The following is a 19,464-nucleotide window of genomic DNA, read 5'->3' on the forward strand; positions in this document are numbered from 1 at the left end:
TCATCGCCCCGGGCGCTTGGCGAGCCCGGCCCGAACCGGGCCCCTCCCTGCGTAGGGCCCGGTCGGGCGCCGACGATCTGAGTAGCCGGTACTCAGGCGCGGGGACCGCGGACCGTGGTCGTCTTGGGGCGACAAAGCACACATCAGGCCACGCAGCATCTGCATCGGTGCGCGTCGGGAGGGATCCACGATGAGGTTTGAGGGCGTCCACCTGTCGGGCCTGGGCACCTATGTGCCCGACCTGGTCACGACAGAGCAGGCCGTGAAGTCCGGCTGGTACGGCGCTGACGTCCGAGAGGCCTCGGGACTTGAGTCAGTCGCGGTCTCCGATTCGCTGTCGGCCCCCGAAATGGCCGTACTGGCCGCCAAGGAGGCAATTCAGCGGTCGGGGCACGCGGCCGAGGATTTCGGCGCGTTGTTCCACAGCTCCGCCTACCACCAGGGGCCGGACGGCTGGTCCCCGGCTCACTACATTCTCAGCAATACACTGAACACGTCGATCACGGCGCTGGAAGTCAAGCAGGGCTGCCAGGGAATGCTGTCCGCCCTGGCCATTTCCGCGCACCGGCTCGCCTGCGACTCGCGCAAGTCGGCGGTTCTCCTCACCGCGGCGGACAATTACTCCACTCCTCTGGTCAACCGCTGGACCACGTCGCGCCTTTCCATCTTCGGTGACGGCGCCGCGGCCGCGGTCGTCTCGCGCACCGGCGGCATCGCCAAGCTGCTGTCCATCGGCACCTACTCCGCGCCGGGCATGGAAGCGCTGCACCGCGGCAGCGAGCCGATCTTCCCGCCGGCGGTGACCATCGGCAAGGAGCTGGACTACGAGGCCCGGGTCAAGTTCTGGATGGAAGAGTGGGCCAAGGGCAACACTCCCCCCATGGAGCACCCGGGCGAGGTGCTGCAGAAGGCCCTCGACGAGGCGCTGGAGGACGCGGGCATCACCGCCGGGGACATCAAGCGGGTCTGCCACCCGAGCGCCACCATCGACGCGCTGCGCGACCAGTTCCTCGACCCGATCGGCTTCACGGTCGACAGCGGGATCTGGGAGCACACCAGCAAGGTCGGCCACATCAGCGCCGCCGACGTCTTCGTCGGCCTGGAGCATCTGTGGAGCACCCGGCAGGTCGGCCCGGGCGACAAGGTGATGCTCTTCACCGGAAGCCCCGGCTTCGAGGCCGGCGTGGCGATCCTGGAGATCGTCGCCGAACCCACCGAGTGACCCACTGCCACCAGGCCGGGAAGGACGACGCCAACCACCATGACTGACAGCAACAACCCGAACAACGCCGCGGCCCGCGCGGCCCTCACAGGTGAGAACCTGCGCGCGGCGCTGGCCGAGCTGATCGGCATCAGCCCGTCCGAGATCGAGGACGACGCCAACCTCATCCAGCTGGGCCTCGAATCCCTGACGATGATGCGGCTGGTCACCAAGTGGCGCCGCGCGGGCCTTGCCGTGGCCTTCGGCGAGCTGACCGGCACCCCGACGTTCGCGGCCTGGAACGAGCGGATCACACAGGAACTGGACAAGGCGGACGCCTGACCGGTCACCTCACGAAAGCGGGCGGGCCGGGGTGTCGGCACCCCGGCCCGCCCGCGCTCGCCACTCGCTCGGCTCAGGCGATGCGCCTGCCCCGGACGGACCTCATGCCCAGTACAGGAGCGAGTTCCGTCCTCGCGGTGACGCCGAGCTTGCCGTACGCACGGTAGAGGTGGTTCTCCACGGTGCGGACGGAGAGCACGAGCCGGTCGGCGATCTCCTGGTTGGACATCTGGGAGGCGGCAAGGGTCACGACCTCGCGCTCCCGGGCGGTCAGTTCCGTACAGATGCCCGCTGCACGGCGGTCGGCGGGCACGGCCCACACCGGCGGCTCGGCGCCGCCACGGGCGGCGAACTCGGCGGCGGCGGCCTGCGCCGCCCGGGCCCGCCGACGGTTTCCGGAGGCCTGATGGGCCCGGTCGCCCTGCCCGGCGGCCTCCGCCGCGAGCGGCAGCAGCCCCATACCGTCGAACCGCCGGGCGACGTCGTCCAGGGCGTCCCCGTCACCCTCCGCGAGCGCGAACACGTGCCGCAGGACCACCTGTTCCGCCAGCGGCGCGCCGAGGCCCGCGGCCTGCCAGACCGCAGCGGCCCGGGGCGCCGCACCCGCCCGGGCCGCGAAATGCAGTGCGGACAGCGCCTGGGCGCGCCGGCCGGCGGACAAGGCCCGCCCGGCGACTTCGAGCGCCTGGCCGGCGGCCCCCGCGGGGTCGCCGAGACACGCCGTCACCAGCGCCGCCTCCAGCTCCACGGCGTCCGCCATCAGCGGGTACGCGCACTCGTCCCGCTGCGCTTCCCGGGCCTCGGCCAGCAACGAGGCGGCCTCCCGCACGTTTCCCGACTCGGCCACCGCACCGGCGAGCCTGGCCAGACGCACGGAGCGGGTGCTGAGCCAGTCGGTGGTCCCGCGGTACGCGGCCGCCTGCCGGAGCACCTCGGCGGCCTCGGCCGTGCGGCCCGTGGCACGCAGGATGCGCGCCTCCAGGAGTCGGGCGTACGCACCCGTGCGCGGGCCGCCGCTCGTCGCCTGCTCGCCCAGTTCCTCCAGCACGGCCCTGGCCTCGGTCAGCCCCCTGGCCTGCACAGTGACCCAGCCGGTGACATAGAGATGCTCCAGGCGCGCCGATTCGCCCCGGCCGGCCAGGGCCGGCCGGGCCGCGGCCAGCACGGCCAGGGCGCGCTCGTCATCGCCCGACTCGTGACAGAGCAGCGCAAGCAGGGCTTCGGCCCCGTCCGCCGTCGCGGCCAGCTGCCGTGCCTCACCCATCCGGTCCTTGAGCAGCCGTATCACGGCCCTCGTTCCCCGGTCCGTCTCGGCGACCGCTTCCGCCTCCGCGAGCCGCCCCAGACCGAGGCCCATGTTGAGGGCTCGCGGGCGCAGTACCGCGGCGGAACGCGGAGCCTTCGCGAAGCATGCCTCGGCCTCCACGTGACGGGACTGGCCCGCCAAGGCCTCGCCGAGGGTCACGGCCGCGCCCTCGTCGGCTCCGGCGGCCAGCGCCGCGCGGCTCAGCCGCTCGGCGAGCGGATGGTCCTCGGCGCCGAGCGCGTCGGTGGCAGCCTCGCGCAGCCGGGCAGGCGCGGGCAGCGCTCCGGTTCCGAGGCCGAGCCGGACGATGCGGGCGGCGTCGTCGCGCCGGCGGGCCCCGGTGCTCCTGATCGCGTCGGCGATCTCCTGCCGCAGCCGGCGGGCCGTCAGTTCGGGCAGGGTGGCCGCGACGACGGTCGCGCAGAGGGGATGCGCGAGCCGCAGGGAGAGCCGGTACCGAGAGCGCTCGGCGACCAGGACGCCCCGGCGGTTCAGCGACTCCGCCGCCTCGCCCAGTGCGTCGACGACGGGCAGTCCGGCCTCCAGCGGCCCGGCGAGCGCCAGCATGTTCACGAGCTCTCGCTCGTCGAGGGACAGGTCGCCGAGGAGCAGGTCCACCAGGTCGACCAGTCTGCTGTCGGGCGTGCCCAGCAGGCCGGGCCAGTGCCACCGGCCCCGCACCTGGCGCAGGGTTCCCTCGGCGAGGGCCTGGTCGGCGAGTTCGCGGAGGGTGAGCGCGTTCCCGCGGGTGAGGTCCCAGAAGCGTTCCGCCGTGTCGACGGCCACCGGTCCGCCGAGCCGGGCGGTGAGCATCCGTACGGTGCCCGAGCGGTCGAGGGCTTCGACGGTGAGCCGCCGCAGGCGCTTGCCGATCAGCAGGCGGCGCAGGGCGTTGGGCAGGGCGGCATCGGGCTGGGCGGTGGCCAGCAGCATCGCCTGGCCACCGCCCACCATCCGGCACACCAGCCCGAGGATCATCGGGTCGACCAGGTGCACGTCGTCGATCGCCACGGTGACCCGGCGGCGCGCCAGCTGCGGCCGCGTACCTCCGGACAGGTGGTCGCGTAAGGCGTCCCCGCGCACCACCAGGGTTCCGGCCCGCTCGGCCTGCTCCAGCGCGGCGTTCAGGAGGGTGGTCTTGCCCACCCCCTGCTCGCCGACCAGCAGCGCGCCGACCCGCGCGGCCGCCCATTCCTTGATCTCCGAGAGTTCTGCCTCCCTCGCGGTGACGGGCCAATCACCTTCGACCAGTCCTGCCACGTCTCCCCCATGCAGACCGCAGACGACTCGCGAAATATTCCGAACGAATTCTTCAAAAGGCCGACATCAGGCCTTCGGGGCGCTGGCCCGCATGTAGACGATCGGCACCGGAACGGTGATGACGCCGTTTTCGTCCCGCAGGGTGTCCAGTCGCCGGGAAACCTCGGCGATCACCTCGCGGCGCTCGTTCTCCTCGATGCGCTCCCACATTCCACGCATTCCGGTGGTGTAAGTGAATTTAACCCACTGCTCACCCGAATTCACAACGACCGGCAGTTCTTCCTCGACCACCTCGACATCGACGAATCCGGCATCCACGAGCGTCTTCTGGATCGACTCCGCAGTGATGAGCCAGTTTGCGCCGGCGTTGGCGAACTGCGAGTCGTACGCACCGCTCTGCTTCAGCGACTGCAGCATGTACGGCATCAGGAGTTCGTTGACGACCTCGGGGAAGAGCGCCCACTTGCCGCGTGCGGTCGAGAAGAACGACGGCGCAGCCGTCGCGAACCGCCCGCCGGCATGCAGCAGCTCGAGATAGGGGCGCACGTCATCGGCGCTCTTGACCCAGATGAAGAGGCTGCAGCTGCCGATCACCGCGTCGAAGCGGCCCGCCTCGAACTCGGGCTTCTGTCCGTTCATGACCTGCAGGCTGACGTGCTTCAGGCCGAGTTCGTCCGCGTCCTGCTGCGCGTACTTGACCATCTCCTCGGAGATGTCGATGCCGACGACCTCGCCGCGCTCGCCCACAGCGACGGCGGCCGGGAAGAGCGCGGCCCCGCGGCCGGCACCGACATCCAGCACGGACGCCCCGGCGGGAATCCCCGAGAACTCGACGAGGCGGCGTCCGATGGGGCGGAAGAACTCCACACCGCTCTGGTCATAGGCCTTCGCCGTCTTGTTGAAGAGGTTGTACATCTCTTCGGTGTTCTCCACGGTCCCCATACGAGTCTCCAGAGTCCAAAGGGCCAGCACCCTGGCCACCCATCGCATTTCCCGGGCTATATCAACACGATGTCGGCCACCTGTCCAATACGGAGCAATACTTTCAACCATCAAGAATCGTTATGATGCCGCGCGGCATCCATCCGGAATTAATTCCTCCGTTCGATCGGCACACATGCGCAGCAGCCCGACATAGTAGGCCAAAAGGCTATCTGGTCTCTTCCGGGACACTTGATATGCGAATGCCGCCGCAGCCCGTCTGACCTGCCGTTTAGCGGGTCAGGAACAGGTGCGGCGGCATCTCTGGGACTTTGGGCCTGCGGCGGGCTACGAGCCACGTCCCACGGACCCTGCCGACCGGCCGCGGCTACGCGAAGATCGCGTCGATGGCGGCGTTTCCTCGTACGTCGGCGAGGGGCAGGAAGTGGGTGCACCTCCCCTCCTACTGTGGAGACCGTGACCGGAGGGATAGTTGGGGGTCATGGCATCCATGAAGCGCATCTGCGACGCCGAGTTCCGCGAGGGGGCGGTGCGGATGGTGACGGAGACCGGGAAGCCGATTCCGGAGGTGGCCGAGGATCTGGCCCCCATTCCGGGACGCTGCGCAGCTGGGTGAAGTAGCTGGGGCGGACCCGGCCGTGGCGGTGCGGGGTGATCAGCAGCTGCAAGGCCGAGGAGGGCGTACCGCACCGCGTCGCCTGTCGGGCTCCGGGGGTGTCGGAGTCGTGGTACTACAAGTGGCGTCACCGGCCGCCGACCGAGCGGGAGATGCGCCGACAGCACCTGGCGGAGGAGATCGAGGAGATCTTCCGCGACTCCGGGGGCACCTACGGCTCGCCGAAGGTGTTCATCGAACTGGTGCGCCGGGGCTGGCGGGTGTCGGTGAACACCGTCGCGAAGCTGATGGCCGAGCTCGGGCCGGCGGGCCGGAAGGTCAAGCGCCGCCGGTTGCTGACCAGGCCGGGCAGGCGGCCGGCCGCCCCGGACTTCGTCCGTGGGGACTTCACCACCGCGGAACCGGATCTCGTCTGAGTGGGTGACATGACCGAGATCGACACCGGCGAGGGCAAGCTCTGCCTGGCAACGGTGGAAGAGCGACCTGGAGGCCCTGGCGGGCGCGGCGGGCCCCGGGGTCGGCTGAATGGACCCGTCCGCCTTGCCCCCGCTCCGGAATCACGAGGCAAGGCGGACGTCCGGACACACCCGGGCGGGGAGGGCCGGTGGGCCGGTCCGGCTGGCGTCCGGTGCAGCCGGGCCGCCCCGCGGGCGGGGTTCCCCTCAGCGGTCGCCGCTGTCTACGAGATCGACGGCGCCCACTGCGGCAGCCGCTCCGTTCGCTCCAGCCACTCCCCCGGTGGAGCTCCCGCCTTTCCGGCGGCCACCACTCCGCCGACGATCGCGCACGTGGTGTCCATGTCACCACCCACCCGGGCGGTGGTCCAGAACGCCTCCGGGTAGTCGCCGAGGGCGCGTGCGGCCGACCACAGCGCGAACGGCACCGTGTCGTGCGCCGTCGTACGCCGCCCGCAGCCGAGGACGGCCGCGACCGTGGTCGCGTCGCCGAAGTCGAGCATGTCCCGGGCCCGGCGCAGACCCGCCGCGACGGCGCTCTTCGGCACCAGCGCGATCACCCCGTCGAGCAGGGCCCCCGCGCTCGGCGGGCCCGCCGGGTCGGCGGCCAGGGCGGCCGCCGCGGCCACGGCCATCGCGCCGGCCACGGCTTCGCGATGCTGGTGCGTGGTGTACGCGGAGATCTCCGCCTGGTGGGTCGCCTGCTCGGGGTCGTCGGCGTACCAGGCGCCGAGCGGCGCGATCCGCATCGCCGCGCCGTTGCCCCACGACCCCTGCCCCTTGAAGAGCGCCGCCGCCAGCTCGCGCCAGTCGCCGCCCTCCCGGACGAGCCTGAGGAGGCGGCCCACCGCCGGCCCGTAGCCGCGGTCGAAGTCGTGGTGCTCGGCGAAGGAGCGGGCCAGCTCGTCCTGGTCGATGCGCTGGTGCGAAGCCAGCACGGACACCACCGAACAAGCCATCTCGGTGTCGTCCGTCCACTGCCACACGCCCGGCGGCAGCTCACGGCGCTTGAGGAGCGGATAGTTCGCAGGTACGAAGAACTGCGAGCCGAGCGCGTCCCCCACCGCGAGTCCACGCAGACAGGCGAGCGCGCGTTCCAGGCGCCCGAGCGGAGAGAAGTCAGAGGTCATCGCCCTGCCACTCTAACCGGTGACCCAGTACGGATCCGGGTCGCGCCAGCGGTCGAAGGGCCGGTCGAGCCGGTACCTGTCGTTCTCCTGCAGCAGGAGCATGCGCGTCTCGCCGTTCCCGGGGTTGGACAGCGACTCGAATTCCGCGACCGTCCAGTGGAACCAGCGCATGCAGAACAGCCGCATGGCGAGCCCGTGGGTCACCAGGAGCACGTTCGGCGGATGGTCGGGCTCCTCGAAGCTGCGGAACAGGCTCTCCAGGAAGCCGCCCACCCGGTCGTACACGTCGGCCCCGGACTCGCCCTGTGCGAAGCGGTAGAAGAAGTGCCCGTAGGCGTCCCGGTACGCCTTCTGCAGCCGTACGTCCTCGCGGTCCTGCCAGTTCCCCCAGTCCTGCTCGCGCAGCCTGGGCTCCTCGCGCACCCGGACGAGGTCGGGGTCGAGGTGGAAGGCGCGGAGCGTCTCATGGGTGCGGCGGTACGGGGAGACGTACACGCTGACGCGTTCCCTGCCGAAGAGCTCCCGCAGCCGCTTGCCCGTCTCCTCCGCCTGCCGCCATCCCCTCTCGGTGAGCGGCAGCGCGTGGTCGGGTTCGCGCTCGTACACGGAGTCATCGGCATTGCCCACCGACTCGCCGTGCCGGACAAGGACGATGCGCCGTGGTCGTGCCATGCCGAAACCCTAGATCGAGTGAGGGCCGAACGGGCACTCGAGGGTCTCCCATAAGGCGCAGGTCACACCGGGGCCACACCGAGAGGTCCGTCCGGTTTTCCAACCATCGACGTCCGGCCGTTCAGACCGTCCACGACGGCTCCAGATCCACGATGTCCCCGGTGAGCGCCGCGACATCCGCCTCCGTCTGCGCCCGCAACGCCAGCCGCTCCACGCGCTCCTCCCGGTACTTGCCGTGCTCCGCCGCCGACCGCCACATGGACAGGATCAGGAACTCATGGCCGGGCGCCTCGCCGAAGAGCCCGCGGATCATACCGGGTGAGCCCGCCATGGCCGGGTTCCAGACCTTCTCCTGCATCAGCGCGAAGTGCTCGACGCGCTCCTCGTGGATCCGGCAGTGCGCGACACGCACCACGTCGGCGTCGGTGAAGCGGGGCTCGAAGCCGGTCTTCACATCGAAGCGATGATCGAAGAGCCGGACCTGCTGGTCCTTGAACGTGCCCGCCTGCGCGGTGGCCAGCCGGTCGTGCGACCGTGCCATGAAAGAGTCGTAGAAGGCGCGGCTCTCCCAGAACCCGAAGATGTGCGCCACCCCGGGCCTGACCCGGCTGAAACCCCCGCCCTGTCCCCTGAAGCCCGGCTCCCCCAGAAGCCCCGCCCACTTTCGCTGCCCCCGTTCGAAACCGCGGCGGTCGACCACGGTGCAGCGAATCCACTTGACCAGCACCGCGCCATCGTAAGGCCAGCTTGCGTGGCGTTGGTCACGCTCCTGCGGAGTGCACCCGAGCGAGCGCCCCCGCGCGCGGGGCACAATGGACAACTGGCCCTCTTGGAACGGGAGTTCCCACACGGGCACATGGCAACGGGGAGGGGATGGGAGATGAGCGGTCTCAACAAGGGCATCCGCAAGGTCGAACTGGCGGTGAAGTGGGACCCGAGTCCCTCCGGACAGCCGCCCACCGACCTCGACATAGTGGCCGCGACCTACCTGGCGGATGATCCCTATGGGGTCCCCGCCTATGTGGTGCACTTCGACAGCCGCTCTCCGGACGGCACGATCTACCTCAACCGCGACAGCCTCGACGGCAAGGGCTTCGGCTGGGACGAGGTCATGACCGTGGAGCTGTACCGGCTCGACGACCGGTACGCGCGCGTGGTGGTCGGCGTCGCCATCCAGCAGCGCGTCGGCCGCAGGACGTTCGTGGGAGTGCTGAATCCGGCACTGCGGATCCGCGAGGGCTACGACGTCCTGGCGCAGGACGACTTCGGGGGCGTCCTCGGCGCCACGGCGGCGCGGGTGGCCGAGTTCGTGCGCGATTCCTCCGGGGAGTGGACGTTCCACCCGGGCGTCCATGGCTTCGACACGGACCCGGAGGGCTTCGCCCGCGTCATGGGCAGTCCCGTCCCCTAGGGTGCGCCCGCCCTCCTGGCCGGTGGACACCGCGCCAGGGGTGTCAACGCCGAAGGGCGGCACGACCACCGGTCGTGCCGCCCTTCGGGTGTCGGTCAGCTGCAGCCGCTCGTCGAGCCGCAGCCCTCGCAGATGTAGCAGGAGCCCGCCCGCTGCATCTTCGTACCGCAGGAGAAGCACAGCGGCGCGTCGGCCTGGATGCCCAGCTGCATCTCCACCAGCTCGGCGCTGGTGTGCGCCTGCTGCGGGGCCGGCTTGGCCGCCGCGGTCTCCGTCCGGGGTGCGGCGACCGCCTTCAGCTCCTGGGTGCGCGGCGCCGACTGGGCCAGGCCCTCGACGTCGACCTCCTCGTCGTCGATCGGCTCGTAGGAGCCGGTCTCCAGGTGGCGCTGACGCTCCTCGGCGGAGTGGATGCCGAGCGCGGAGCGCGTCTCGAAGGGCAGGAAGTCCAGCGCCAGGCGGCGGAAGATGTAGTCGACGATGGACTGTGCCATCCGCACGTCAGGGTCGTCCGTCATACCGGCCGGCTCGAAGCGCATGTTGGTGAACTTCGAGACGTACGTCTCCAGCGGCACGCCGTACTGCAGACCCACCGAGACGGCGATGGAGAAGGCGTCCATCATGCCCGCGAGGGTCGAGCCCTGCTTGGACATCTTCAGGAAGACCTCGCCGAGACCGTCGTCCGGGTAGGAGTTGGCGGTCATGTAGCCCTCGGCGCCGCCGACGGTGAAGGAGGTGGTGATGCCGGGACGACCCTTCGGGAGGCGCTTGCGGACCGGGCGGTACTCGACCACCTTCTCGACCCTGGCCTCCACGGCGGGCTGCTCGGCCTTCTCCTCCGCGGACTCCTTCTTCTTGGCGGAGAGCGGCTGGCCGACCTTGCAGTTGTCACGGTAGATCGCGAGCGCCTTGATGCCCAGCTTCCAGGCCTCGAAGTAGATCTCCTCGACCTCCTCGACGGTCGCCGACTCCGGCATGTTGACCGTCTTGGAGATGGCGCCCGAGATCCACGGCTGGATCGCGGCCATCATGCGGACGTGGCCCATCGGGGAGATGGCGCGCTCGCCCATGGCGCAGTCGAAGACCTCGTAGTGCTCGGGCTTGAGGCCCGGCGCGTCGATCACATTGCCGTGCTCGGCGATGTGGGCGACGATCGCCTCGATCTGCTCCTCCTGGTAGCCGAGGCGGCGCAGCGCCTGCGGCACGGTGCCGTTGACGATCTGCATCGAGCCGCCGCCGACCAGCTTCTTGAACTTGACCAGCGCCAGGTCCGGCTCGACACCGGTGGTGTCGCAGCCCATGGCGAGACCGATGGTGCCGGTCGGGGCGAGGACGGACGCCTGGGAGTTGCGGAATCCGTTCTTCTCGCCGACGCGGAGCACGTCCTGCCAGGCCTCGGTGGCCGCGGCCCACACCGGGGTGTCCAGGTCGTCCATGCGGACGGCGGCGGCGTTGGCGTCGGAGTGCTGCTTCATGACGCGCAGGTGCGCCTGCTCGTTGCGGGCGTAGCCGTCGTACGGGCCGACGACCGCGGCGAGCTCGGCGGAGCGGCGGTAGGCGGTGCCGGTCATCAGGGAGGTGATGGCACCGGCGAGGGCGCGCCCGCCGTTGGAGTCGTAGGCGTGGCCGGTCGCCATGAGCAGCGCGCCGAGGTTGGCGTAGCCGATGCCGAGCTGGCGGAAGGCGCGGGTGTTCTCGCCGATCTTCTGGGTCGGGAAGTCCGCGAAGCAGATCGAGATGTCCATCGCGGTGATGACCAGCTCGACGACCTTCGAGAAGCGCTCGACGTCGAAGGACTGGTTGCCCTTGCCGTCGTCCTTGAGGAACTTCATCAGGTTCAGCGAGGCGAGGTTGCAGGACGTGTTGTCCAGGTGCATGTACTCGCTGCAGGGGTTGGAGCCGTTGATGCGGCCGGACTCCGGACACGTGTGCCAGTGGTTGATCGTGTCGTCGTACTGGATGCCCGGGTCGGCGCAGGCCCAGGCGGCCTCGGCCATCCTGCGGAAGAGGGCCCTGGCGTCGACCTCCTCGATGACCTCTCCGGTCATGCGGGCGCGCAGACCGAACTTCTCGCCGTTCTCGACGGCCTTCATGAAGGTGTCGTTGACACGGACCGAGTTGTTGGCGTTCTGGTACTGGACGGAGGTGATGTCCTCGCCGCCGAGGTCCATGTCGAAGCCCGCGTCGCGCAGCGCGCGGATCTTCTCCTCTTCCTTCACCTTGGTCTCGATGAAGTCCTCGACGTCCGGGTGGTCGACGTCCAGGATGACCATCTTGGCGGCTCGGCGGGTGGCACCGCCCGACTTGATCGTTCCTGCGGAGGCGTCGGCGCCGCGCATGAACGACACCGGGCCGGAGGCGTTGCCGCCGGAGGAGAGCAACTCCTTCGAGGAGCGGATGCGGGAGAGGTTCAGGCCGGCGCCGGAGCCGCCCTTGAAGATCATGCCCTCTTCCTTGTACCAGTCGAGGATCGACTCCATGGAGTCGTCGACGGACAGGATGAAACAGGCGGAGACCTGCTGGGGCTGGGGCGTGCCGACGTTGAACCAGACCGGGCTGTTGAAGCTGAAGATCTGGTGCAGGAGGGCGTACGCCAGTTCGTGCTCGAAGATCTCCGCGTCGGCGGGCGAGGCGAAGTACTTGTGGTCCTCACCGGCCTTGCGGTAGGTCTTCACGATGCGGTCGATCAGCTGCCTGAGGCTGGTCTCGCGCTGGGGGGTGCCGACGGCACCGCGGAAGTACTTGCTGGTGACGATGTTGACCGCGTTCACCGACCAGAACTCGGGGAACTCGACGCCACGCTGCTCGAAGTTGACCGAGCCGTCGCGCCAGTTGGTCATGACGACGTCACGGCGCGCCCACTCGACCTCGTCGTACGGGTGCACGCCCGGAGTCGTGTGGATGCGCTCGATGCGCAGCCCCTTGGTGGCCTTGGCGCCCTTCGCTCGGGAACCTCGTGCCGGACCGCTCGCCGTCTCTGTCATGCCGCCTCCCTGTATCGGGCAAAAACGCCCTGAAGTGCCCTTTTCTTCCCATGGCACGGTGTGGTGTCTGCTTGTCACGCGCGTCGCACGCGAGCGCGCGTGACGGGTCTGTGTGCGCCGCCGACGGGGCCGAACCGGGCCGGCCCACCCGTCAGTCGGCGGTGGCGGCGGGCACGAGGGCGTCGGCCGCCCCTCCGGACCCGCGGTCGGTTCCCTGCCGCTCCGCGTCAGGGAACTCGTGGTCGTCTTCGTCCACGGCGGCGCGCTCCCGCTGCTGCCTGAGTTCCGCGATGGCGGCCTCGAAGTCCTCCAACGAGTCGAACGCCCGGTAGACGGACGCGAACCGCAGATAGGCGACGAGGTCGAGCTCCTGCAGGGGGCCGAGTATGGCCAGACCCACGTCGTGGGTGGTCAGCTCGGCACTCCCGGTGGCTCGCACGGCCTCCTCGACCCGCTGGCCGAGCTGGGCGAGTGCGTCCTCGGTGACAGGCCGCCCCTGGCATGCCTTGCGCACGCCGTTGATGACCTTGGTACGGCTGAAGGGCTCGGTGACTCCGGACCGCTTGACGACCATCAGCGAACACGTCTCCACGGTCGTGAAACGACGGGAGCAGTCGGGGCACTGGCGGCGCCTGCGGATCGACGTGCCGTCGTCGGTCGTACGGCTGTCGACGACGCGACTGTCGGGGTGCCTGCAGAAGGGGCAGTGCATGGCTCCAACCCTCCTTTTCAGCACGACGCATGGACCTCATGGGCCTCACTGGCCCCACGAAGCAGCCCCCAGCATAGGCGATCTCAGTGACCGCGATGACCGGGGGACCACAACTTGTGGGTCACTACTGCAATCCAACCACTAGATGTAGCGATTGGCTCGTACATTCGGTGGCGACACGCGCGTCAAGGACGAAGAGGCATGTGCGACGCGGCCATACCCATTCGGGCCATGCGCGGATACGGTGGACGCCACATGGAGAAGCGGGACCGGTACACGGTCCGCGGCGTGCCGGATGGCAGACTGGGGGCGTCCACGACGGCCCACAAGGCCACCGCCCCGGCGGTGAAGAGTACAGCAATGGGCACTTTCGCCCCGCCCGCCCCCGGCTTCGGCAGCGCGGCCACCTCCGCGAAGAAGCGTCGGCCATACACCTGGACACCGGATCACGTCAGGCAATTCGCGGTTTTTCACTCGAACGTGTGTTTGGCGCAACCTTTCGAAAGCAACTACCGTTGTGCTGCACGGGAGACCATCGAGAGGGGCCGACGACGTGACCACCACCGCAGACAGTGCCGCCATCACTGCCCAGGACCGCCCCCAGGGCCGACTCGAGCCGGTGCATGCCATGAACGAAGCCACGAACCCCGAGGGGCCCAAGAGGTCCCTGCCCGGCCGACCTCCGGGGATCCGGGCGGACAGCTCCGGGCTGACCGAGCGGCAGCGCCGGGTGATCGAGGTCATCCGGGACTCCGTGCAGCGGCGCGGCTACCCACCGTCGATGCGGGAGATCGGCCAGGCCGTCGGCCTCTCCAGCACCTCCTCGGTCGCACACCAGCTGATGGCGCTGGAGCGCAAGGGTTTCCTGCGCCGTGACCCGCACCGTCCCCGCGCGTACGAGGTGCGCGGCTCCGACCAGGCGTCCTCCGTGCAGCCCACCGACACCGCGGGCAAGCCCGCCGCGTCGTACGTCCCGCTGGTCGGCCGGATCGCGGCAGGCGGCCCCATCCTCGCCGAGGAGTCGGTCGAGGACGTCTTCCCGCTCCCGAGGCAGCTCGTCGGCGACGGTGAGCTCTTCGTCCTGAAGGTCGTCGGCGACTCCATGATCGAGGCCGCGATCTGCGACGGCGACTGGGTCACGGTCCGCCGCCAGCCGGTCGCGGAGAACGGTGACATCGTCGCCGCGATGCTCGACGGCGAGGCCACCGTGAAGCGCTTCAAGCGTGAGGACGGCCACGTCTGGCTGCTTCCGCACAACTCCGCGTACCAGCCGATCCCGGGTGACGAGGCGACGATCCTCGGCAAGGTGGTGGCCGTACTGCGGCGGGTGTGACCCTCCGCTGCGGGCGCACGGACGCCCGCCCCTGATCCGGGCCCCGGGACCCCTGCGCCGGTTCCGGGGCCCCATGCTGTCCGCGGCCGCGCACTGCGGGCCTGCGACCGCATCGGCACACGGTGGCGCAGGTGGACGGAGACGGAGCTACGCTCCCCGGGCCTTCGCCGCCGCGTCGATCGCCGCCAGGGACTTCCGGACCTGGTTGCGGTCCGTCGTGTACCAGAAGTCGGGCAGAGAGGCCTTCAGATAGCCGCCGTAGCGAGCGGTGGCGAGCCGCTGGTCCAGTACCGCGACCACACCTCGGTCCCCGGTCGCCCTTACGAGCCGGCCGGCGCCCTGGGCCATCAACAGCGCCGCGTGCGTGGCCGCGACGGCCATGAAGCCGTTGCCGCCCGCCTCCTCGACGGCCTTCTGGCGGGCGCTCATCAGCGGGTCGTCGGGGCGCGGGAAGGGGATCTTGTCCATGACGACCAGCTGGCAGCTGGCCCCGGGGACGTCGACGCCCTGCCAGAGCGACAGTGTGCCGAAGAGGCAGGTCCTCGGGTCCGCTGCGAAGTTCTTGATCAGCTCGCCGAGGGTCTCCTCGCCCTGGAGCAGGATCGGGAACTCGGGGATACGGGCGCGCAGCTCCTCCGCGGCGAGCTGGGCGGCCCGCATCGACGAGAACAGGCCCAGGGTGCGGCCGCCGGCCGCCTGGATCAGCTCCGTCAGCTCGTCCAGCATGTCCGCGCGGTCGCCGTCCCGCACGGGGCGTGACAGATGCTTCGCGACATACAGGATGCCCTGCTTCGGGTAGTCGAAAGGGGAGCCGACGTCCACCCCCTTCCACTGGGGCACGTCGTCGCCCTCCGTGCCCTCGGGGAGGAGGCCCAGGGACGCCCCGACGCCGTTGAAGTCGCCACCCAGCTTCAGCGTGGCGGAGGTGAGGACGACCGAACGGTCGGCGAACAGCTTCTCCCTCAGCAGCCCCGACACCGACATGGGGGCGACGCGCAGCGACGCACCACCGTATCGATATGCGGCTCCGCCGCGGGGCTCGTGACGCTCGTACCAGACGACGTCCCACTCGGAGCCGTTGGTGATCCGTTCCGCCACGTCGTGCACGCTCTCCACGGAGGCCAGCGCCTGCTTGCGGACCGCGTCCTCGTCCTGGACCGACTTGTCGCGGGTCGCGCCGATCGCGGAGATGACTGTGCGACAGGCGTCGCGCAGCGCCATCAACGCGTAGGCGAGGTCCTCCGGGATCTCCTCCAGACGGCCGGGCAGGGCCAGCTCCATCAGCCGCTCGAAACCCTCGGCTGCCGTCTGGAGCTGGTCGGCGGCCTTCTCGTTGACGAGTTTCGCCGCGCGGCGCACCGCACGGTTGACCTGGCCGGGGGTGAGCTCGCCGGTGGCGACGCCGGTGACCCGGGAGACCAGCTCGTGGGCCTCGTCGACGATCAGCACCTCGTGTTGTGGGAGGACCGGGGCGCCCTCGATGGCGTCGATCGCGAGCAGTGCGTGGTTGGTGACGACGACCTCGGCGAGCTTCGCCCGCTCGCGGGCCGTCTCGGCGAAGCACTCGGCGCCGTACGCGCACTTCGAGGCGCCCAGGCATTCCCGGGACGACACCGACACCTGGGCCCAGGCGCGGTCGGAGACACCCGGGGTGAGGTCGTCGCGGTCGCCGCTCTCCGTCTCCTCGGACCAGTCGCGCAGCCGCAGCAGGTCCTGGCCCAGCTTGCTGGTCGGCGCGGCGGCCTCGAACTGGTCGAAGAGGCCGTCCTCCTCGTCCTGCGGCATCCCCTCGTGCAGGCGGTGCAGACACAGGTAGTTCGACCGGCCCTTGAGCATGGCGAACTCCGGGCGGCGGCGCAGGAGCGGGTGCAGCGCCTCCACCGTGCGCGGCAGGTCGCGCTCGACCAGCTGCCGCTGCAGCGCCAGAGTGGCGGTGGCCACGACCACGCGCTCCCCGTGCGCGAGCGCGGGCACCAGATAGCCCAGGGACTTTCCGGTGCCGGTGCCGGCCTGGACCAGCAGATGGGAGCCGTCGTCGATCGCCTCAGCGACGGCCTGGGCCATGGCCACCTGGCCGGGGCGCTCCGTGCCGCCGACTGCTGTGACGGCTGCGTGGAGGAGTTCGGGGAGTGCGGGCTTTGTCATAGCGCGACCACCCTACGGCGCCGCACTGACAAACGGGGGCTCCTTCCCCTCGGCGCACGGGAGGCTCACGAGTGGTGCGGGGGTGCGCCGACACACGATCTCGGGCGCGATCCCTCCGACGGGGAACCTGGGCGACGGCAGCACCGTTACACAGAGTGACTCAACTGGTGCAGGGCGCTAGAGCAGACGGCGCAGGGCCCGGTCTCGGACCATCAGGGCGGCCCGCTTGTCGGGCAGGTCGACCTCGGCGGAGAACCGGAAGCCGGCGCTCAGGAACGCGGCGACGGAGGGGGTGTTGCGCAGGTCGGGTTCGGCGACGACGCGCGTGCAGGCAAGGCGCCGGTCGAGGATGAGGTCGGAGACGCAGCGGAGCAGTGCGGAGCCGAGGCCGCGCCCGCGGTCGGCGACACCGCCGATGAGGAGGTGGATTCCGGTGTCGTGGGGACGGGCCGGGTAGTTGCGGGCCAGCGGGTCGAGGTCCGCGCGGTAGATCTCCCAGTAGCTCATGGGGGTGCCGTCCAGCACGCCGAGGCAGGGCACGCTGCGTCCGTCACCGGCGAGTTGGGCGCGCAGGTGCCGCTCGGTGACCGAGGCGTCTCCGGCGAGTTCCCAGAAGACCGCCACGGCGGGGTCGTTCATCCAGCGTGCGATCAGCGGGAGATCGCGGCCGAGGTGGACCGGCACGAGCTGGAACACCCCGACGGGGGTGGTCGTGGCGCCCCAGTCGGAGACGTGGTCGAGGAGGTCGTCGTCGGGCAGGAGGGCCGACAGGCCCGGCTGGTCCTGGACGCGGAGCGCCAGGAACTCACCGGGCAGCCGAAGATCGAGGGTTTCCTCGCCGTCGGCGCCGGAGTTCGGACCGGTGTCGGTGCTCGCGTCGGTGGGGGGCACGGCGACGCTCCTCTCAGAAGACGGGACGGGTCGTGTGCCTCGGGGATGAAGGCGGTCGATGGCGGCCGGGTCAGAGACGCAGGGGGTTGGTGATGGTGACGTAGACGGACTGCGTGTCGACCGGTCCTACGAGTTCGTCCAGGCCGTGCAGCCGGGTCAGCAGATTGGCCTTGCACCGCAGGACGGGTGAGTCGAGCAGGCGGGCCGGCAGGGGCGTGCGCAGCCGGTCGGGGCCGGTGGCGGTGTCGGAGAGGAAGCGGCGGAAGGCGGCGAGCAGTACCCGCTCGTCGGCGAGGTGCTGGGAGCCGAACGCTCCGATGAGACCGAGCACGTTGTTGACACCGAGGTAGTAGGCGAAGCGTTCGTCGGTGACCTCGTCGGAGACGAACGTGTCGCTGTTCTCGCCGATACCGGGCAGCCGTGCGTCGAGTTCGGCGCGGCGGGATACACGGAAGTAGTAACCCTGGTTGTCGCGGTAGCGTCCGCCCGCGGGCCAGCCCTCGGCGTCCAGCAGAAGCACGGTGTTCTGCTGGTGTGCCTCCAGGGCGATGCCTGTCTCGCCGTCCAGCCAGAGCACCGGGCGCACCACATGGTGGAGATAGCGCAGGAACCACTCGGTGGCGACGGCCCCGCGCGAGCGTCCGGTGCGCCCGGCGAGGCGGGTGACGACCTCGGCGAGCCGGGAGCGCAGGGCGGGGCTCTGCTGTCCGTCGGGACACGGGCGGGGCCTGGGCGAGACGAGTCCGGCGACACAGGAGGCGTCGTCCGCCGGGGCGAACGGGTTGTGGCGGATCACCACGTCGAGTCCGGCCACGGCGTTGCCGGCCTGGTCGTCGACGGCCACCCAGGCCGGGTCGCGGACGATGTCGAAGCCCGGGTGCGCCGTGCGCCACTGCCTGCCGAGGCCGCCGCGCAGCAGACGATGCACCTCGACACCCCGGTGGAGCTCCTTGCGGAGGTTCTCGCGCCGGGAGTTGGTGATGCGCAGGCCCAGCGACAGCTTGAGCATCGCGGGCGCGAGCGAGCGGTGGACCGTGCGGACGGAGGAGGTGGGGTGCCAGAGTGCGCCGTGGGGGCCGAGGTCCCGGAGCAGGCCGGCGTCCAGCAGGGCTGCCGCCTCGGGGCGGTGCCGGATCTCGCGCGCCTGCCAGGGGTGCAGCGGCAGCGCGGTGAAGCCGGCGGGCAGCGGGAGGTCCGGGCCGGCGAGCCGTTCGGTGAGCCGGTCGGCGGGCACGGGCCGGCCGCCTTCCGTCCAGGCCGAGTCGGCCGCGCACACCGAGGGCGCGACCGCGAACCAGTGCAGCGGGAAGGAGCCGCGCAGCTCCGGTGAGTAGAGCCGCGCCTCGGTGTCCGAAAGGTCCTCGCGGCTCTTGGCCGTGGGGTGCAGTGGATGTCCGAGCAGCAGCGCCTGTTCGGCGGAGAGGAAGAGGTCCGCTCCGTCCTCGGGACGCCGGCGGCGATCGGTCAGGAAGGTGGCGGTGCGGCGTACGGAGTCGGCGACGCGGGCCAGCAGGTCGGTGACGTGGGGTGGCAGGGCACCGGGCTCCGGGCACGGTGCGGCCGCGGCCGGCGCCGTCTCACGTGCCAGCAGTGCCGCCACCGTCACCGCGTCCACCGGCGGGGTCTGCTCCGGAGCGCCGGCCAGGCGGGGCAGGCCGAAGCGGTGCCAACCGGTCGGGGACCAGTGACGGACGGGGACGAGAAGGGCCGTACCGCTCGCGGGGAGCGGAATGCGCAGAGTGCCGTCGGCGGGAGCGGCGAGGTCGTTCTCGCGGACCCAGCAGCGCAGCAGGTTCTCCGCGGTCGCGGCCTGGGCCGCTGTGTGCGGGTCGGGGTGGGCCAGAGGGTCGGCGGTGCCGCCGTGCGCGTGGTCGGCCTCCGGTGACGTCGCCTGCTGCGAGGGCAGCAGGCCGGGTCCCGGTGCGGACACGGTTGCCCGCCCGCGGCCGGTGGCCTGCGTGGCGGCACGACGGTCGCCGTCACGGGCGGAGTAGTCGCCGTCACGGGCGGAGTAGTCGCCGTCACGGGTGGGGGTGGCGTTCAAAGGCGGTACCTCATGAGGCC

Annotated in this window: 16 protein-coding genes; 6 read left to right on the forward strand and 10 right to left on the reverse strand. The window is 70.6% G+C overall.

What is annotated here, in order from left to right; translation table 11 throughout:
* Positions 1-190 precede the first annotated feature (190 nt).
* Complete coding sequence (locus AC5WS8_RS10710) at positions 191-1,222, forward strand: ketoacyl-ACP synthase III family protein (protein ID WP_496103088.1); 1,032 nt, start codon at positions 191-193, stop codon at positions 1,220-1,222.
* 39 nt (positions 1,223-1,261) lie between these two features.
* Positions 1,262-1,543 (forward strand): phosphopantetheine-binding protein, encoded by a 282-nt coding sequence (locus AC5WS8_RS10715; protein WP_496103089.1) that lies wholly within the window; start codon positions 1,262-1,264, stop codon positions 1,541-1,543.
* Positions 1,544-1,616: 73 nt separating this feature from the next.
* On the opposite strand, the gene AC5WS8_RS10720 is transcribed toward AC5WS8_RS10715, so the two are convergent.
* Both AC5WS8_RS10720 and AC5WS8_RS10725 read right to left on the reverse strand, forming a co-directional pair.
* A complete protein-coding gene (locus AC5WS8_RS10720; protein WP_496103090.1) occupies positions 1,617-4,109 on the reverse strand; it encodes a helix-turn-helix transcriptional regulator in 2,493 nt (830 codons plus the stop codon).
* Between the two features lie 66 nt (positions 4,110-4,175).
* On the reverse strand, positions 4,176-5,090 hold the full coding sequence (locus tag AC5WS8_RS10725) for a class I SAM-dependent methyltransferase (protein ID WP_496103091.1): 915 nt from the start codon (positions 5,088-5,090) through the stop codon (positions 4,176-4,178).
* A gap of 442 nt (positions 5,091-5,532) precedes the next feature.
* Here AC5WS8_RS10725 and AC5WS8_RS10730 point away from each other — a divergent pair, with 442 nt between their 5' ends.
* On the forward strand, positions 5,533-5,667 hold the full coding sequence (locus tag AC5WS8_RS10730; RefSeq protein WP_496103092.1) for a transposase: 135 nt from the start codon (positions 5,533-5,535) through the stop codon (positions 5,665-5,667).
* Between the two features lie 98 nt (positions 5,668-5,765).
* The gene (locus tag AC5WS8_RS10735) at positions 5,766-6,083 is read left to right on the forward strand and encodes an IS3 family transposase (protein WP_496103093.1); all 318 of its coding nucleotides are present in this window, start codon (positions 5,766-5,768) and stop codon (positions 6,081-6,083) included.
* A gap of 263 nt (positions 6,084-6,346) precedes the next feature.
* On the opposite strand, the gene AC5WS8_RS10740 is transcribed toward AC5WS8_RS10735, so the two are convergent.
* The 3 genes from AC5WS8_RS10740 to AC5WS8_RS10750 form a co-directional block, all read right to left on the reverse strand.
* On the reverse strand, positions 6,347-7,252 hold the full coding sequence (locus AC5WS8_RS10740; protein WP_496103094.1) for an ADP-ribosylglycohydrolase family protein: 906 nt from the start codon (positions 7,250-7,252) through the stop codon (positions 6,347-6,349).
* 12 nt (positions 7,253-7,264) lie between these two features.
* Positions 7,265-7,924: a histidine phosphatase family protein gene (locus AC5WS8_RS10745; protein WP_496103095.1), complete on the reverse strand. Its 660-nt coding sequence runs from the start codon at positions 7,922-7,924 to the stop codon at positions 7,265-7,267.
* A gap of 121 nt (positions 7,925-8,045) precedes the next feature.
* Positions 8,046-8,651: a YdbC family protein gene (locus AC5WS8_RS10750; RefSeq protein ID WP_496103096.1), complete on the reverse strand. Its 606-nt coding sequence runs from the start codon at positions 8,649-8,651 to the stop codon at positions 8,046-8,048.
* Positions 8,652-8,804: 153 nt separating this feature from the next.
* Between AC5WS8_RS10750 and AC5WS8_RS10755 the strand changes: the two genes are divergently transcribed.
* The gene (locus AC5WS8_RS10755) at positions 8,805-9,335 is read left to right on the forward strand and encodes a TerD family protein (protein ID WP_496103097.1); all 531 of its coding nucleotides are present in this window, start codon (positions 8,805-8,807) and stop codon (positions 9,333-9,335) included.
* A 95-nt stretch (positions 9,336-9,430) separates the two neighbouring features.
* Here the strand turns inward: AC5WS8_RS10755 and AC5WS8_RS10760 are convergent, their stop codons facing one another.
* Both AC5WS8_RS10760 and nrdR read right to left on the reverse strand, forming a co-directional pair.
* The gene (locus AC5WS8_RS10760; RefSeq protein WP_496103098.1) at positions 9,431-12,319 is read right to left on the reverse strand and encodes a vitamin B12-dependent ribonucleotide reductase; all 2,889 of its coding nucleotides are present in this window, start codon (positions 12,317-12,319) and stop codon (positions 9,431-9,433) included.
* Between the two features lie 151 nt (positions 12,320-12,470).
* Complete coding sequence (gene nrdR / locus AC5WS8_RS10765) at positions 12,471-13,031, reverse strand: transcriptional regulator NrdR (protein WP_496103099.1); 561 nt, start codon at positions 13,029-13,031, stop codon at positions 12,471-12,473.
* A 553-nt stretch (positions 13,032-13,584) separates the two neighbouring features.
* Here nrdR and lexA point away from each other — a divergent pair.
* On the forward strand, positions 13,585-14,364 hold the full coding sequence (lexA, locus tag AC5WS8_RS10770) for a transcriptional repressor LexA (RefSeq protein WP_496103100.1): 780 nt from the start codon (positions 13,585-13,587) through the stop codon (positions 14,362-14,364).
* A 147-nt stretch (positions 14,365-14,511) separates the two neighbouring features.
* Here the strand turns inward: lexA and AC5WS8_RS10775 are convergent, their stop codons facing one another.
* The 3 genes from AC5WS8_RS10775 to AC5WS8_RS10785 all read right to left on the reverse strand — a co-directional run bounded on the left by AC5WS8_RS10775 (position 14,512) and on the right by AC5WS8_RS10785 (position 19,306).
* Positions 14,512-16,509: an ATP-dependent DNA helicase gene (locus tag AC5WS8_RS10775; protein ID WP_496103101.1), complete on the reverse strand. Its 1,998-nt coding sequence runs from the start codon at positions 16,507-16,509 to the stop codon at positions 14,512-14,514.
* 177 nt (positions 16,510-16,686) lie between these two features.
* Positions 16,687-17,400 (reverse strand): GNAT family N-acetyltransferase, encoded by a 714-nt coding sequence (locus tag AC5WS8_RS10780; protein WP_496103102.1) that lies wholly within the window; start codon positions 17,398-17,400, stop codon positions 16,687-16,689.
* A 70-nt stretch (positions 17,401-17,470) separates the two neighbouring features.
* Complete coding sequence (locus AC5WS8_RS10785; protein WP_496103155.1) at positions 17,471-19,306, reverse strand: IucA/IucC family protein; 1,836 nt, start codon at positions 19,304-19,306, stop codon at positions 17,471-17,473.
* Positions 19,307-19,464: the final 158 nt, after the last annotated feature.

The sequence above is a fragment of the Streptomyces sp. PTL18 genome, from assembly GCF_059510295.1.

Bases quoted from the DNA above. Each gene is read 5' to 3' on its own strand.
- AC5WS8_RS10710 (WP_496103088.1), top strand. From the start codon at position 191: ATGAGGTTTGAGGGCGTCCACCTGTCGGGCCTGGGCACCTATGTGCCC.
- AC5WS8_RS10715 (WP_496103089.1), top strand. From the start codon at position 1,262: ATGACTGACAGCAACAACCCGAACAACGCCGCGGCCCGCGCGGCCCTC.
- AC5WS8_RS10730 (WP_496103092.1), top strand. From the start codon at position 5,533: ATGGCATCCATGAAGCGCATCTGCGACGCCGAGTTCCGCGAGGGGGCG.
- AC5WS8_RS10740 (WP_496103094.1), bottom strand. From the start codon at position 7,252: ATGACCTCTGACTTCTCTCCGCTCGGGCGCCTGGAACGCGCGCTCGCC.
- AC5WS8_RS10745 (WP_496103095.1), bottom strand. From the start codon at position 7,924: ATGGCACGACCACGGCGCATCGTCCTTGTCCGGCACGGCGAGTCGGTG.
- AC5WS8_RS10755 (WP_496103097.1), top strand. From the start codon at position 8,805: ATGAGCGGTCTCAACAAGGGCATCCGCAAGGTCGAACTGGCGGTGAAG.
- AC5WS8_RS10760 (WP_496103098.1), bottom strand. From the start codon at position 12,319: ATGACAGAGACGGCGAGCGGTCCGGCACGAGGTTCCCGAGCGAAGGGC.
- nrdR (WP_496103099.1), bottom strand. From the start codon at position 13,031: ATGCACTGCCCCTTCTGCAGGCACCCCGACAGTCGCGTCGTCGACAGC.
- AC5WS8_RS10775 (WP_496103101.1), bottom strand. From the start codon at position 16,509: ATGACAAAGCCCGCACTCCCCGAACTCCTCCACGCAGCCGTCACAGCA.